14 protein-coding genes are annotated in these 15,129 nt (G+C 55.8%); 4 read left to right on the top strand and 10 right to left on the bottom strand.

The window, feature by feature from the left end; genetic code table 11:
• Nucleotides 1-33 precede the first annotated feature (33 nt).
• The 4 genes from SynBMKMC1_RS05195 to rmuC form a co-directional block, all read right to left on the bottom strand.
• Nucleotides 34-3,192 carry a DEAD/DEAH box helicase gene (locus tag SynBMKMC1_RS05195; protein ID WP_186472947.1) on the bottom strand — a complete coding sequence of 1,053 codons (3,159 nt, stop codon included), beginning with the start codon at nt 3,190-3,192 and terminating at the stop codon, nt 34-36.
• Nucleotides 3,192-5,060 carry a DUF2075 domain-containing protein gene (locus tag SynBMKMC1_RS05190; protein ID WP_186472946.1) on the bottom strand — a complete coding sequence of 623 codons (1,869 nt, stop codon included), beginning with the start codon at nt 5,058-5,060 and terminating at the stop codon, nt 3,192-3,194. The genes SynBMKMC1_RS05195 and SynBMKMC1_RS05190 overlap by 1 nt, the downstream gene beginning before the upstream one ends.
• Nucleotides 5,061-5,189: 129 nt before the next feature.
• A complete protein-coding gene (locus SynBMKMC1_RS05185; protein WP_255486326.1) occupies nt 5,190-6,212 on the bottom strand; it encodes an HIT domain-containing protein in 1,023 nt (340 codons plus the stop codon).
• 185 nt (nt 6,213-6,397) lie between these two features.
• Entirely contained in the window at nt 6,398-6,778 is a 381-nt protein-coding gene (rmuC, locus tag SynBMKMC1_RS05180; RefSeq protein WP_255486325.1) for a DNA recombination protein RmuC, read from the bottom strand.
• A gap of 177 nt (nt 6,779-6,955) precedes the next feature.
• Here rmuC and SynBMKMC1_RS05175 point away from each other — a divergent pair, with 177 nt between their 5' ends.
• Both SynBMKMC1_RS05175 and SynBMKMC1_RS05170 read left to right on the top strand, forming a co-directional pair.
• Entirely contained in the window at nt 6,956-7,285 is a 330-nt protein-coding gene (locus SynBMKMC1_RS05175; protein ID WP_222930384.1) for a nucleotidyltransferase domain-containing protein, read from the top strand.
• Nucleotides 7,278-7,682 carry a HEPN domain-containing protein gene (locus tag SynBMKMC1_RS05170; protein WP_186472945.1) on the top strand — a complete coding sequence of 135 codons (405 nt, stop codon included), beginning with the start codon at nt 7,278-7,280 and terminating at the stop codon, nt 7,680-7,682. The genes SynBMKMC1_RS05175 and SynBMKMC1_RS05170 overlap by 8 nt, the downstream gene beginning before the upstream one ends.
• Here SynBMKMC1_RS05170 and SynBMKMC1_RS05165 read toward each other — a convergent pair.
• On the bottom strand, nt 7,672-7,914 hold the full coding sequence (locus tag SynBMKMC1_RS05165) for a type II toxin-antitoxin system HicB family antitoxin (RefSeq protein ID WP_186472944.1): 243 nt from the start codon (nt 7,912-7,914) through the stop codon (nt 7,672-7,674). The genes SynBMKMC1_RS05170 and SynBMKMC1_RS05165 overlap by 11 nt on opposite strands.
• A gap of 203 nt (nt 7,915-8,117) precedes the next feature.
• Between SynBMKMC1_RS05165 and SynBMKMC1_RS05160 the strand changes: the two genes are divergently transcribed.
• On the top strand, nt 8,118-8,420 hold the full coding sequence (locus SynBMKMC1_RS05160) for a type II toxin-antitoxin system Phd/YefM family antitoxin (protein WP_255486324.1): 303 nt from the start codon (nt 8,118-8,120) through the stop codon (nt 8,418-8,420).
• Nucleotides 8,417-8,842, top strand: a complete 426-nt coding sequence (locus SynBMKMC1_RS05155) for a type II toxin-antitoxin system VapC family toxin (RefSeq protein ID WP_186472943.1) — start codon at nt 8,417-8,419, stop codon at nt 8,840-8,842. Before SynBMKMC1_RS05160 ends, SynBMKMC1_RS05155 begins: the two co-directional genes overlap by 4 nt.
• A 159-nt stretch (nt 8,843-9,001) precedes the next feature.
• On the opposite strand, the gene SynBMKMC1_RS05150 is transcribed toward SynBMKMC1_RS05155, so the two are convergent.
• The 5 genes from SynBMKMC1_RS05150 to SynBMKMC1_RS05130 all read right to left on the bottom strand — a co-directional run bounded on the left by SynBMKMC1_RS05150 (nt 9,002) and on the right by SynBMKMC1_RS05130 (nt 14,942).
• A complete protein-coding gene (locus SynBMKMC1_RS05150) occupies nt 9,002-10,129 on the bottom strand; it encodes a DNA recombination protein RmuC (protein ID WP_370593941.1) in 1,128 nt (375 codons plus the stop codon).
• A gap of 150 nt (nt 10,130-10,279) precedes the next feature.
• Nucleotides 10,280-11,152 carry a DUF5655 domain-containing protein gene (locus SynBMKMC1_RS05145; protein WP_186472942.1) on the bottom strand — a complete coding sequence of 291 codons (873 nt, stop codon included), beginning with the start codon at nt 11,150-11,152 and terminating at the stop codon, nt 10,280-10,282.
• Nucleotides 11,153-11,339: 187 nt separating this feature from the next.
• Nucleotides 11,340-12,188 (bottom strand): hypothetical protein, encoded by an 849-nt coding sequence (locus tag SynBMKMC1_RS05140; RefSeq protein ID WP_186472941.1) that lies wholly within the window; start codon nt 12,186-12,188, stop codon nt 11,340-11,342.
• 186 nt (nt 12,189-12,374) lie between these two features.
• The gene (locus SynBMKMC1_RS05135) at nt 12,375-12,926 is read right to left on the bottom strand and encodes a hypothetical protein (protein WP_186472940.1); all 552 of its coding nucleotides are present in this window, start codon (nt 12,924-12,926) and stop codon (nt 12,375-12,377) included.
• 324 nt (nt 12,927-13,250) lie between these two features.
• Complete coding sequence (locus SynBMKMC1_RS05130) at nt 13,251-14,942, bottom strand: ATP-dependent endonuclease (protein WP_186472939.1); 1,692 nt, start codon at nt 14,940-14,942, stop codon at nt 13,251-13,253.
• Nucleotides 14,943-15,129: the final 187 nt, after the last annotated feature.

Genomic DNA, 15,129 nt, shown 5'->3' with positions numbered 1-15,129 from the left:
GCGATAAAGCATTTCGTGAGCAGCCTGCTCTGCTCAAACCGCCACACCCATAACCGGCAACCACGCCGCCGGGATCTCGCGCTCCAACCGCCAGCGAATTGCCATCGGGCGCTCACCCTCGTGACTCTCGTAGCCAGCAAAGCCCAGGCACGCAAAAGGCTCGGTAATAGAACCCTGTTTTCGTTGCTCCCGGACAAAGAGCAACACCCGTGAACCACCACTCACGTAACGCTGGCCTGTAGGGGAGGAAGCCGTGGTAGTGCTTTGGCTTTCCCAGTGGAAAAGGCGTGGGCCGAGGGCCAGGTCGCGGTAACGGGTGGACGGGGAGAAAAGGGCCTCGCTCTTTTTGAGGGTCACGAACAGCAGGTCACACCGGCTGGGTTCATGCCAGAGCACGCCTTCACGGTGAATCCACGGTGCGTCATCACCGAGGACACCAAACGCCGCTTCGATTTCGGCGCGGCTGTAGTGGCCGTGCACGCGAAGCGGCACTGGTAGCGCCCAAGGGAGTGGGTGCAGGAGATGATCGGCCCTGGCAGCTAGGAAGACAAGCAGCTGGCGCAGTTCGTCGCGCCATGCGCCGGCCTGCCAAAGCACATCCAGGGCATCGGGAAGCGAACGCCACTGGCGGCCTGTGCCGAATAGCTGGGCCGTGAGCATCAACCACTGTCGGCGTTCGCGGACTCCCATGGTGAGCGGATCCGGCGGCGCAGGCTCTGACATAGCGGCGCCGAGGGCACGCAGGCGATCAGGATCGTCGCCGTGGAGCAATCCAGAACCGATGGAGCGGCTTAGCCGCTCTTCCTCCGGATGGGGCTCATCGCAAAGCCATCCCAGCTCACGGCGAAGGGCTGTGAATGAGACGCCGCGAATGCCGTAGAAATCGACGGGGTCCATCGTGAGCGCCTCAAGCCAATCGGCGAGCCCACTAGCGGCATTGATAACTCCTTCAGCAGCAAGCGTCTGGAGCTCCTCCAACAGCTGTGGGCGCCGGCTAGGCAGGCACTGGCGCAGATTGGAGAGGACTCGCTCACTCGCCACCCGATCAAGGACCAACCGACAGCCCGGAGGCACGAACGGAAAGCCCTGCTCAAGCTGCTCCTTCAGTTGGCGGCGGGTGCAGCCGAGCAGAGCGCGATAGCGCTGGTCGAAGCGAAAGCGTCGGTGTTGCTGGCCTATGAAATCGAGCACCGTGAGGCAACTCTTGCCGGTGTCGGGCGAAAGGCGCAGCCCACGGCCAAGTTGCTGCAGGAAGACCACGGCGCTCTCGGTGGGGCGAAGCAAAAGCACGGTGTCGATCGAGGGGATGTCGAGACCCTCGTTGAACAGGTCCACGGCAAAGAGGATCTGCAGCTCGCCAACTTGTAGGCGGCGCAGGGCATCCCGGCGCTCATCACCGGGGGTGGTCGCGTCGAGGGCTTTGGCCTTGAGGCCAACGGCGCGGAATCGCTCGGCCATGAAGCGGGCGTGCTCCACGCTCACGCAAAAGCCCAGGGCGCGCATTCGTCGCGGTTCAGCCACCGCCTTCTCCAGTTCGCTGAGGATCAGCGCGACGCGACGATGGTCGCCTGTGTAAACATTGCTGAGCTCAGCGGGCACATAACCACCCCGGCGCCACTCCAGGGAGGAGAGGTCCGTGGCGTCAGCGACAGCGAAGTAGTGAAAAGGCGCGAGCAAGCCCTGATCGAGGGCGGTCCAGAGTCGCAGCTCCGCAGCGATACGTCCGCCAAACCAATGGAGGACGTCGAGCCCATCGGCGCGCTCGGGGGTAGCGGTGAGGCCAAGCAGAAGCTGGGGGCGCAAGTGGTCGAGCCAGCGGCGATAGCTCGAGGCTGCCGCGTGGTGGAACTCATCCACGATCACCACGGCGAAGCGATCAGGAGGGATCTCGGCAAGATCGAGCTGGGCGAGTGACTGGACCGAGGCAAACACATGTCGCCACTGGCGCGGCAGTTCGCCATCCACATAGAGCTCACCGAAGGCTGGGTCACGCAACACCTGGCGGAATGTGGCCAGGGCCTGGTGCAGGATTTCCTTGCGGTGAGCGATCAACAGCAGCGGCGGCGGCTCGGGTGCGGGGAACCACTCAGGGAAATCACTGTGCAGGCGGGCCACGTCGAACGCGGCCAGCACCGTCTTGCCCGTACCCGTGGCAGCCACCACCAGGTTATGCCAGCGGTTATGGACCATGCGCTCGGCCCCCAGGGCTTCGAGCATCTCGCGCTGGTAGGCGTAGGGCAGCAGGTTGAACCACGCCAGCGCCGAATCGCCCCTGGCGTCATCCACGCCCCGGGCTACAGCGAGCTGGTGATCGATTCGATCCTGTTGATCAGGCGTGGCGGCATAGCACTCGAACTCGCCCTCCTCCCAGTAAGCGTCAAAGGTGGACTGAAACTTGGCCACCATTGCCGGAGTCTCCAGGGCTGCCAGGCGCACGTTCCACTCCAGCCCGTCGAGCAGGGCTGCAGAGGAGAGATTCGATGAGCCGATGTAGGCCGTGCTGGTTCCACTCGCGCGATGAAAGTGCCAAGCCTTGGCATGGAGCCGGGTGCGGCGCGTGTCGGTACTGACCCGCACATCGGCGCCATGCTCCACAAGCCAGTCGAGAGCTTTGCGATCGGTGGCGCCGAGATACGTGGTCGTGAGCACTCGTAGGGAACGCCCGGACGCCAGGTACTGGGCGAGCACCGGCTGCAGCAACCGCAGGCCACTCCACTTGATGAAGGCGCAGAGCAAATCGATGCGGTCTGCAGAGGGCACTTCTGCCTGCAAGGCCAGCCCCACACTGGGCTCGCTGGGGGCATTGATCAGCAGGGTGCCATCGGCCAGGGAGATGAGGGGCCGGTCCACGGGGGTCTCGTTCGGTAGCAACGGCGCATCCCGCAGCTCCTGAAGCAGACGAGCGCTGGGATGCAGCAGATCTCCCGCGTCAATGACAGAGCTGTACTGCTGGAGTAACCCAACGATCTGGTTAACCAGAGCCAATTGCTGCTGTTGCCGCTTGGGCTCCGGCAATGTCGCCAGAGCTATCTCACTTAGCTGGCGCAAGTAGCGGGCCAGGCGCTGGGGCGCCTCGGCGGGATCCAGGGGTTGGAGGTGATGTAAGGATTCCTCCTGACCGGCCAGGAGCTGGTCAATCGCGGCACTGAGCGGGTGGTCGTAGAGCCCGGGTATGAAATTTTGCTCAGGCATCAGAGATCAGTGGTCTTCTCTGAGATCTGCTTGAGCCAGGCACTTAGTTCAGGGTCACACGCAAAAACCCAGCAGGCTTTTGTCCCTCGGCTCATCAACGTTCGGTATGTGTTGCGGATGATCGCGTCTGCCTTTATGCGGATCGCCTGGGGGTCCCGTTTCAGGCCCACCTTGTATCCCTTCAACGACTGATCCGTGCGCGCCCGGGCCGAAGGAACCGTCACAACCTGGCCATCCCTGTAGGCAAGATCCGGCCCGATAATCACACCGATCGTCTCCAGCTCCAGGCCCTGGCAGGTATGGATGCAGCCAACCTCCTCCACAGTGCCTGCCTTCATGATCCACACACTGCCGTCCTTGCTCAGGTTCCAGCGGGCCCGGTAGCCCCAGGGCTCGATCGTGATGTCCCAGGCGCTGGAATATTTTTTTGAATCCCAGTTCCAGCAATAGCCCGCCACCATCCGTGCCTGGTTGTCGTGATTGGCCTTGCGAATCGCATCATGCAGCTCAACTGGATCATCAAAAACCCTGAAGTCGTAGCTGGCGGCTGGGTCCAACTGCTCATTGGCCGTGGCCCGTATCCCGAGGGTGGAATCCAGCCAGGCCAGGTAGCCGTCAGAGCCGCTGCAACGGAACTGCGACGGCAGCACGTCACGATGTAACTCGGCCTCGTGGAATTGGCTCCACTTTTCGATCTCGGCCGTACTCCCAATGTCGTCGAAGGTGACGCGCTGGTCTTCATCAAGGAAAAACACCGCCAGCTTGCTGGCGTGGATGATCTCCTTGACTTGGTTCTCTCCCTCCTTGTCGTAGATGGTCTTGGTCATCAGCCGGTGGCTTTCATCCACGATCAGGGCGTCATAAAAGCCCTCCGGACATCCAACAAAACAGGCCGAACCACAGAAGAGGTTGTCGTATTCCCCTTTCTGGAGAGAACCGGTGAGCTTGGCGCGATATACAGCCCGCGGCGCTGCGTTCTTGCTCACGTAGCGGGCATTGAGGCCCATGCTCAGCAACCGAGCCAGCAAGTTCACCGCCACCACCGATTTCCCCGTTCCAGGCCCGCCCTGCACCAGCAGCACACAGTGCCTCCCTTCTCGTAGCCGTCGTGCAAGGCCTAGCGCCTTTTCGTACACCACCTTCTGTTCGTCAATCAGCACGAACTCGGCATTGCCCTTCAACATTCGCTCAACAGCGTCCGCAAGCTGACGGCTGGGCTTGGCCTTGCCATCGCGGATCCTCTCGATCGTGCGACCCCGATCGCCAACCTGCAGACAGCGCTGCAAGAAGGCCGCCATGGCTGCGTTGTCGTGGCGGAGAAACACTGGTGCCTGATCGAGGTACGGGCGATAGCGGGCATCGGTGATGCCGCTGCCATCTGTGCAGTTGTGGAGGTATGCGCAGGGTTGCAGAGCAATCCTGTACTCAACCACCGCTGTATTGAACCCACGCAGGAGCTGCCCGTAGCTCATGGCCTGGTACGAAGGATGAGTGGTCTCGCGTGGCCCCTTCCCGATGAAGGTTCGTACCACCCCATCCAGCTCAGTGGACTGGACTGATTCCCACTGCTTCAGCTCAACGATCACCGCAGCTGGGTCGCCAACAGCATCACAGCCTGAAAGCAGCAGGTCGATGCGCTTCGCAGTGTTGTGAATGCGGTATTCGATCGCCACACCTAGCTCTGAGGGGATCTCTTCGAACTGCAATACGTTTCCAACGCACTGAAGTGAATTCTTCCAAGCTCGAAACTCGCTTGCGGTGACTTTGTGGCCTGTAATCGCTATGAAGCGCTCTCGCACCTCCTCCTCAATGCGCTGCTCGCGCACGTGTTTCAGGAACTCTTCTCGAGTTGCGAGATAAATGATCATGAAAGCAAGGGCTGAATGGACCCACCTGAAGGAATTCTGGCTGCGTCTGCTTGTTGGGAATGCAGTTCGAAGCTGGGTGCAGATGAGCTTCAGGATTGTGGGCTGGATGACTGGTCAGCTGATCTGCGATCAATACCTTTGCTTATGCGCGATCACACCTCTCACCCCACCCCGCGGATCAGACACGTCACCCTTGCGCCTTGGGATCAGATGCCAGTGGGCATGCATCACCGTCTGCCCGGCCGTCTCACCACTGTTCAGGCCGATGTTGAAACCGCTGATGGAGGCATCCGCCAGCTCAAGATCCTGCCTTCGCTGCTTCAGGAGTGCACTGACGGCATTCCACTCGGGCTGATGCAGCTCCGTCCCATCCGCCACATGCCGGCAGGGAATCACCAGGCTGTGGCCTTCGCTGACGGGGTAGGCATCGGCGATGCAGACCGCCAGTTCGTTCCTGATCAGCACACGATCTGAAGACTGCAAGTCACAGAACAGACATCCCTCCTGCCTGTGGCCATAGCTCTGCAGCACCCCGCGGAAGTCGGTGCTGTCGCTGTCCCGCTTGCCGGCGTTGCAACGGAAGCAGAGCGCCTGGAAGTTGGAGATGTCATCGGAACCACCTTGGTTCTTCGGGATGATGTGATCAACCTCAAGCGCTGCCTGATGCTCATGGGCCCCGCAGCATTCACAGCGTCCCTTCGCGCGGCTGAACACCCGGTAGCGGATCGATCCGCTGATGGCCGTGCGATGGCGTGAGCGATGGGCGAAGACCTCATCACCGCGCTTGGCCCGGAAGGCATCGAGTTTCTCTCGGCAGAGCTGCAGCAGTGCATCCCGCTCGATCTCGCTGAGGTCGTCCGCGCCGATCAGGCTGTAGACGCCTTCGGCATGAGACGTGATGCCGTTGGAGGTCAGCACCCTCCCCACCATCCGTTTCACCCTTTCGGTGTAGTACTCGATCTGGGTCACGTCCTCCCCGAGGATGCGGCGGGCGATGTCTTCCGCCGGAGCCGGACTGCGTCTTCCCAACAGCTCCATCAGCATCAGCGGCTGATCAATGTGCGACATCCGCATCCGCCGGTTGATGTATTCGGCGAGACGGGCGTAGGCACTTGATCGAGTGGGCTCCATCAGCCACAGCAGCTGAACCAAGTCTGAAAAGAGTCAGGCCGCTCGTCACGAGCTGAAAGACGCCAACACAATGGTTATCACCTCAAGCGATTTCCCTGAATACAAACGATGGTTCTGATTTGGGCAGGCAGGACAGTAAAGATGAAAGATGAATTCAGTAGTCAATCAATCGATTCAGCCGAGAGAAAATTCAAAAGACAAACTTGTTACTCCCCAACCTCAATCTCCCGCACGACTTCATCGATCTGATCACTCACATCAATCTCTCCGCTTTGCCCGGCCAGCTCCGCAAAACGGCGGCCCTGCGGCAACAACCGGCTCTGCGCTGAACCTACTGCTGCATTGAAGCTCTTGTTCAAGCGGGTGAGGTTGCTACCGATGTCGTTGAACTTGTCGATGAAGATCGAAAAGCGCTTGTGCAGCTCCACCGCCTGCGCCTGAATCTCATCGATGTTTTTGGCGATCTCCGCCTGCTGAATCGTCATCGCCAATCCCTTCAAGATCGCCAGCAGGCTGGTGGGGAAGGTGAGGATGATGTTCTTGCTGAAGGCGTACTCCAGTAGTTGCGGATCCCGCTCCAGTGCCATCGACAGGGCACCTTCCACTGATCAGTGCTGGATTTCTGCACCAGCTGGAGCTCCAGGACCGCAAGCTCGACCTGCTGCTGGAACGGCTGGAGGCAACCGATATCAAGCCGTAAGGGCGAATGGTTCCAGCGGTTACCGCTTGCGTGAAAATCCCACAAGGCGAGCGATGATGGAGCCATGGCAGCCACACCCAGACCTCTGGTGACCCGTGAAGCCCTCTTGGCCTTCACCAACAGACTGGTGGATCATTTCGCGCCTGAGAAGGTGATCCTGTTTGGGTCGCAGGCCAGGGGTGAGGCGCGCTGGGATTCCGACGCAGACATCTTGGTGGTGATGCCGTTTGAGGGGAGCTCGCTTGAGCAGCGTCTCAGCATGTTGGAGCTGGCAGCGCCGTCGTTCCCCGTGGACCTGCTGCTCTGCAAACCGGAAGCAGCCGTGCAGCGGTATGGATGGGGAGATCCGTTCATCCGAGAAGCACTGGATCACGGCGAAGTCCTGCATGGCTGAATGCACCCCATTGGTGACGGCCTGGATCCGCTACGCGGAGGATGACTGGAGCGACAGCCTGATCCTGATCAATGCAGGTGGTCATCAACGCAATGTCTGCTTTCACCTGCAGCAATGCCTCGAGAAGCTGTTCAAGGCTGAACTGATGCGAATGGAACAACCTGTCCCCAAAGTCCACAACCTGCGTGAGTTGTCTGATCTGTTGCATCAGGCCGATGAAAGCTGGAGTGCTTCATCGATCGATCTCAACCGGTTGTCGTTAGCGGCCGTTGATTTCCGCTACCCCGATCCCAGCGAACCAGCACCAATCATCGATCTACCTCTCCTTCAGTCGGTGGCGGCTGGCCTTCGAGCAAGGTTGCTGGAACGGCTCGAAGCCACCGACATCAAACCGTGAGGGCGGCTGGCCACAACCACGCTGGCAGGAGCGAACAGGAACCTAGTTCCAGGGTTTCCACGGTTTTCACACCAGCTTCCTCCGCCTCCACCTCCAACCAGAGCTGGATGGCCTCCCGGATGTTCGCCAGAGCCTCGTCGCGCGACTCGCCCTGGGAATGGCAACCGGGTAGATCAAGGCAACTCACCGACCACCCCTCGCTGGTTTCCAAAAGGCTTATGCGATATGACATCCGGGCCCAGGCGGTTGACTCAGCCTATCGACGCTGGAAGTCAACAACCAGCGGGTGCCGGCCCCAGGATTCAGTGAAGCAGCTGTGGCGGCCGCTTTGGTCGATGGCAACGATCGCGTGATCGCCCAACGCCGCACCGTGGTGGGAGGAGAGGCATGAGCGCCGAAATCGGGCCTAGTGTGGTCGCATCAGAGGAGTTAGCCGTGCCAAAAGTAGTCGCAAGCCAGGTTTCGGTGCGGGATCTCAAGACCCACCTCTCCGAATGGCTGGCCCGTGCCCAGTGCGGCGAGGTAGTGGAAGTCACCTCCCATCGAAAACCGATCGCCCGCATCACTGCTGTGAAGCCGGCGGACTCGGAGATCAGCAACCCGACGCAACAAGCGATTGATGCAGGGTTGATCAGCTGGAATGGAAAGAAGCCAGTGATGCCTCCGCCCGTGAAGCTCAACGATGGAGGGCCACTGATCAGTGACCTCGTGATTGAGGGGCGTGAATCCACGCAGTGATTCTTTTCTGCGACACATCCGCACTTCTCAAACTGTTCATCAGCGAGGAAGACAGCGACGTCATGCTCAGGCAACACGCTGACTGCACAGGCATTGCGGTTTGCAGGATCACCTGGGCGGAATCGATGGCCGCATTCGCTCAGCGCAGTCGGGTCAAGGGTGCAAACCAACCTGGACTGACACAGGCCAGATCAATGTTCGAGCAGGCCTGGCCTGACTTTGCGATCGCTGAAATCACCCAGCCACTGGTCGAAAAAGCTGGGGTGTATGCCGAGGCATTCGCACTACGTGGCTATGACAGCGTTCAACTGGCAGCAGCTCACAATTTGCATGAACAGTTAAAGCTTCCGCTGACATTTGCCTGCTACGACCGTCGACTGAATCAGGCTGCCCAGCTGCTTCAACTTGAAGTGTTGCCATGACCACCACTCCTGCCTCCGCAAGCGGGACGGAGTGTCTGCTGAATCGTTATTGCGCCAGAAACAAGTCAGCCAAAATCAACCAAAGCCTTCAGATCGTTGAGAAGCGGCGAAGGGGGTAAGGATCAGCCAGGGTGATTCAATTCATTCCCTGCACCTGTTTCAGCATCGCCACCAGCTCCTTCTTGCTGAAGCTCTCCAAGAGTGGTGGCGGTGGTTGAACGCCTTCTGCCTCCAGGGCTTTGCAGAGCTCCAGCTTTTTGAGCTTGGAAAAGGCCTTGATGCCGTGCTGTTTACACAGTTTCTTGAGCGTGGCCACGGTCTGCTGTTTGAAACTGCCTGGTCCAAGCAAGGCTTTCGGATCGCTCTGGCCCGACAAAGCCGGAGCAGGCTCTGCGCTGATCCCACCGCCGCATTGAAGCTCTTGTTCAGGCGCGTGAGGTTGTTGCCGATGTCGTTGAACTTGTCGATGAAGGTGGAAAAGCGCTTGTGCAGCTTCACCGCCTGCGCCTGAATCTCATCGATATTTTTGGCGATCTCCGCCTGCTGGATTGTCATCGCCAATCCCTTCAGGATCGCCAGCAGGCTGGTGGGGAAGGTGAGGATGATGTTCTTGCTGAAGGCGTACTCCAGCAGCTGCGGATCCCGCTCCAGTGCCATCGACAGGGCACTGAGCTTGCCGGCGTCATCCTTCTTGCTCAGCAGATCGATGTGGCTCCACACCTTCTTCAGGTGCTCATTGAGCGCTGCTTCCCGCTGGGCTTGATCAGTGGCCCGCAGGGCATCGAGATAGCTCTCGATCGGTGCCTTGGAATCCACGATCAAGCGGCGTGAGCCGGGAATCGTGATCACACAGTCCGGCCGATAAGCACCCTCATCGGTGCCCACATGCACCTGCTCGTCGAAGTCGCAGTAGGCGATCAAGCCCACAAACTCCAGGATCCGGCGCAGGTTCACCTCCCCCCACTGGCCTTTCACATTCGGGGAACGCAGGGCGGAGGTGAGCTGCTGGGCTGCCCCCTGCACGTCTTCACTGCGCTGGCGCAGATCGCGGGTGGTTTCCGCCAGCACCGTGAGCTTGGCGTTGGAGTCCTTCTGCAAGGCCTCCACCTGCTGGCGCAACTGCAGCACCTCCTTGGCAAACGGCTCACTCACCGTTTCCTTGGTGCTCTTGAGCAGCGCTTCGCGGGAGCCATCCAGCATCTGCCCACTCAGCGAGCGGAACTGGATGAGCAGATCCGTGCGGGCCTGCTCGAGGAACTGGGTCTGGCTTTCCTGTGACCGCAACATCTCTGAGACCTCAGCAGTCCGCTGGCTCAATGCCTCCTTGGCTGAACGGATGTGCTCCAGGTCTGCGCTCAACGTCTGCCGTAACCGGGCACGAACGGAAGACTTTGATTTCAATTGCCGCGTGAATGAGTGCTCCGGTTCACGGCTTTGTTAGCCGCTCTTCCTTTGCTCGAAAGCCTTGCTTAAGAGGCTAGTAATAAATTCTTTCTGGTCTTCGATGTCTTTCTTACTTAACTTAATCCGATAAGCGCCCCACCGCTTGTCGTAATCCAAGATGTCGAGATTCGACTCTGAAAGTGCGGTGTCGAGTTCCTCGGTTTGAGAATGCTTAACGTCGACGTTCAGAGCGCCTTTTCGAGGGCGAAGCACAGCGAAGTTCAACGATCGTCCGTCGATTGTGAACCCGACGTAATGCTTATTGTAGTTGAGCTCGGCTGAAGGCGCAAAGGTCTTGGCCAGTTCACAAACTCGATCAGCCAAGGCAACAGTCTGCTTTGTTCCTCGTTTAGTCTCCCAATAGTTCCGATCAGTTGGCTCGCTTGTCTCTTCGTCGTCATCAAGAAAGCCAAGCCGCACGGTATCCAACACTTTCGTAAACTGTAGCCCTACACCCTCAGATGTCTCAATTGCAGTAACCTGTATTGCCATCAACGGGATAAACCCATTAAAAAGGCTGATCACGTTGAGGAAGCGGCTGGTAATATCCTCCGCGACGATCACGGCAACATGGTCATACTGCGGATACTTGCGCTTCTCGACATCCCAATACTCAAGTGTCCGAATAATGTGCGATTCATCTGTCGCCCCTAGCTGTATTTCGACCTCATATCGACCGTGACCGTCAGCGTCCTGAAGAAGTAAGTCGAGTCGACCGAGACCACGGTGAATACGCTCCTTATCCTTGAGCACGACGTCGCCAAGGCCAAGGATCGTTGGGTCGTCGGCGATAACGTCCTGCAGCCAGCGCTCATCAAGTGCCGGATTCCCGCGTAGATTAATGGTCTTAAGTTTGATGTGCTTCATTGGTTCTACGCCTAACGCTTGTCATCACCTGGCCGCAAAGTGCCAGCAAGGTGAACAATGATCATTAGGGGGCGGCTCAGGTGAATGGCAATGTTAGATGGGGTTTATGCGATTATTAAGTTGTATTCCGATGGTTGCCTTATTCACCCGGATCGCATCATTCCAAAATGGATAAGTAGCCGGCAGGTTACTCCCATGCGTTAGTCAGCGTATAGCCTCCTATTGAAGTTATGCAAAAGTTGTGAAGCCATATACCGATCTTTCTTCCTTCTGCTTCAAAGGCCTCAGTAATCATGGGTGCAAGTGAATTGGCTACCCCCTCTGGATTGCGTATGCTACATCCATCAGAATTTGAAAGGTCTAAACAGAATCTTAGTTCTTTCTCAGCTTGCAGATCTTTCCCGCGATAGCTTTCAGGAAGTCGCATGTTCCGATAAACTTGGCTTATGAACCTATTGCCTACGTTTGTGTCGCGGGTCCCAGGATGATGGTAATCACTAGGTATGTAATCGATGAATGTCGCACTAGCATGGATTCGTCCCCACCCAGTGCCTGGCATTTCAGCTTGATTCGCAGCTAATAAAGAGCAAAGGTCATCTGTGCGAGCTTGATTGGCGCTGATAGTCCATTCTTGAGCTAGAGCACTAAACCTGTCGGCAAACGCTTTCGCCTTTACGCTAATGACAACCCCGTCGCTGTGTTTTTGCCCGAATTGGCGTGCGATTTCCAAAGAGGTGCTCCAACAAGAATTATATTGATCCTTGAGAGAATCATTTATTGAATCGTGTATCTGGTGAGATGCAAGTGCGTCAGCTCTTGACGAATCGGTGTCGAGCTGAAAGAACTCATCCACCGCTTGCGATTCCCCAGGATATAGAAGACCTTCGCCATCCTTTTCAAAGTGTGCGGCACTTCCAAAGCGCCATTTATTATCTCGTATCGCTTCTTGAATGATTTGCCGAGACTCTCCACGAAAAATATCTATCTCCTGCGAACCAGCAGGCAGCCTATTGATAAAGACGATATTATTTAGCATGGAGGGCGCGACTGAAATTCATAGAGTTATACTAACACTATTTTGAAGGCATTGTCTTGGGAGTCTCGGATCAGGAATGCATTGCTCCATTTAACGCTCCAGATCAGAAGCGGGGCGAAAACGGTCCGGCGTGGAAGCATCTCCCACCTGCCCCCGTCTTCTGCATCTGGTTGTTAAGCAGTGTAGTCATGAAATAACTGCTACTCCTGATATGTAGGGCGGCAACCCATTCTCATAACGCCTTGCCGACCTCTCAGAGTTGGCAATGAAAGTTGCATCATGTTCAATATGAGCCAACCACTCACGCGCTCCGCTCACCATTTCGCCTACAAACTGTGGAAGGTCGATATTTAAGGCATCATTGAGAATATTGTAGTGCAAGACTGAATCACAAGCGCCGGGCTCTATGAATATAATCCGTGTAAATGGGCTTCTGGGGTGTTGCGTTGTCCCCTGGTGTAGCATTGAGCAACGAAAACGATAACAAGCGTCGCCAGATAAAGGATTTTCCGGCTGTGCAAATTCTCGCATGCCTGGTGGCAGAGCTTGCTTCATTCGCTTGGCGAACTGAGGGCGGGCCCACGTTTCATACCAGTCAATATACTTCTGACTGCTAGCTTCGCCATTTGTGGATTGAACAGCACCTGCAATATCTGGCATGGCCAGTGCGCCCATTAAGGATAGGTAATAGGTGCCTTGGTCAAGAGAGCGTTCAACCTGATCAATGAAGTCGTTCATAATCGTTCAACTGCTTAACTAGTTATTGGGCGGTTCCGATAACCACCTCTGAGCAGGCCTCGCTTTCCGTGAACCACGAGACCCTCACGGCCTTGCGCTGCTCAAATTGCTTTGGTGGCATGGCTTTTGCAGAATCCTGATCCGATGGTAGCCATGGTTTACGGGTCCGATAACCAACTGATCACTAGTGCACAAAGTTGAGAACCGCGCTCCATGCTGTCCGAACGTTGCTTGCATCTGAAAGCGGCCTTCAAAATTCGCCTAACGACGCAAATAACCGGACGCAAAACCGCTATGCGTTTTTGCGTCCGGTTATTTGCCTTGTTAGATATTTCCATTCTCTATCAATTTTTCTAACTGCGACTCTAGCGCATGATCTATAACTATAAAAAGATTAAATAGGCGACTTGATAATTCCTCTGGTACTTCTGCAGCGGATGGTATTTCTTGAAGCTTGCCATGCATATGTTTGGCATAACTTTCTTTCTTATCATCTCTTATCGAAAATGGCTCAACATTGTTCATGGAATCGACACTCCACCCATCAAACCATCCGGGATGGACTCCCTGGCATTCAGCGATCCAGGCATCGGGGAACATTCCCTCCATTTCATGCCCGGTTCTAACGGAAACAAAATCTCGGTTAGCTTGAAACTCTCCTCTACCAGAAAAGAAGCCTTGCAGCTCTTTCCGAATTTTTACGCCCGCTGGGTCTCCATCAATTACCGTAACGGCAGCCACTTCTTTTCTCACATGTTCGTAAACCGCCTTGATGAATCCCGCCAACCCAGTTACACCTTCCTTGTCGATGATTAGAGAATCTCTCAGATGCTTTAGCTCGCTTCCAGTAAGCTCTTGGACCTTTGGTAAACATTCCCGAAGAACATAGACATCCCATTTTCCTTCCACGAACACATTGCAGTCGGCCAAGCTGTAGTAATCACTAAACCTCAACCCCAGTGACCTCTTCAATGAATTACAAGCGTCCTCGTATTTAATGTAACGATTGATAATCGTCGCACCGGACTCTATCGTGAATCCGTGAATTCCTTCAGTTGCTCGCGGCATGAATTGCATAGAATGGGTGCTGATTACTGCGATGCTTTTTTGAGCAAGTTTTCGAACCATGTCCTTGCTGTTTTTCGCAAGCTCAGGATGCATATAACTTTCTGGCTCTTCGATTAGCCATACAGGGTGTTGCCCGGCTTCCTTGATTCGCTCATCCACCCAATGCAAGCTCGCATAAAAAATAGCTGCTTGAAGGCCTCGCCCTTTACTCATATAAGAGGTTTTAACTTCGTCCGTAACGGCGAGACTAAACTGACCGATAATATTCTCTAGCTTTCCACCAGGAACTTCGATCTGTACTTCTGCGCCAGCGATATGACACTCCTTCAAGGTATCGTTTATAGATGAATTGATTTTCTTCAGTTCATCCTCAAGATTACCCATTGCGGAACTCAGGATGGCCGCTGCTTTTTGGCTCACTCTTGGGGCAAGAAGTTGACTGTAAAGTTCTGTAATGCCCTTTTCACTTGGGATATAGATAATCTGGAAGCGAGAAATAAACTCGGAAATTAGGCCGCGAAGGATTCGACTGTAGTCTGCCTTTTTGTCTTGTGGTCTTTTGACATTGGCAAAGAAGCTGTATACGGGCGTATTCGTTCCAGTGAAGTATAGGTATAGTGAAATCTTGTTGTCTGACCTTGTCGTTCCCTGCATTTGGTGTAATTTATCGAGAGACTCCCAAAACCAACTCTCAGTTTCATCGATTTCAAATAAACCAATTATAGATGTTTTCTTGGATTGTCGATCAAATGGAAGATCTGCTTCTATATCGTATCCAAAACTATTTTCATAACCGCCAAAAAGCGTAAAAATCGCTCGTAATGCATTGGTTTTTCCGGAATTGTTTGGTCCGATTAGGGTGGCTTCCCCTCCCAATTGCAGAATTTGCTCATCCTTAATGCTTCGATAATTCGAAATTCGAATTTCCATTAACGAAATTGATGCCATACCGCTTCCTTTTTCTTATCTAACTATTTATTGGACGGTTCCGATAACCACCTCTGAGCAGGCTTTGCTTTCCGTGAACCACAAAGCCTTCATGGTCTGGCGCTGCTCAGATCGCTTGGATGACATAGCTTTTGCAGAATCCTGCCACGATGCTAGCCATGGTTCACGGGTCCGATAACCCGCCCTG

The organism is Synechococcus sp. BMK-MC-1 (genome assembly GCF_014279955.1).
Classification (GTDB): Bacteria; Cyanobacteriota; Cyanobacteriia; order PCC-6307; family Cyanobiaceae; genus Synechococcus_C.
Note: the sequence above shows the minus strand (reverse complement) of the source record. Positions and strands in the feature narration are given on the sequence as shown.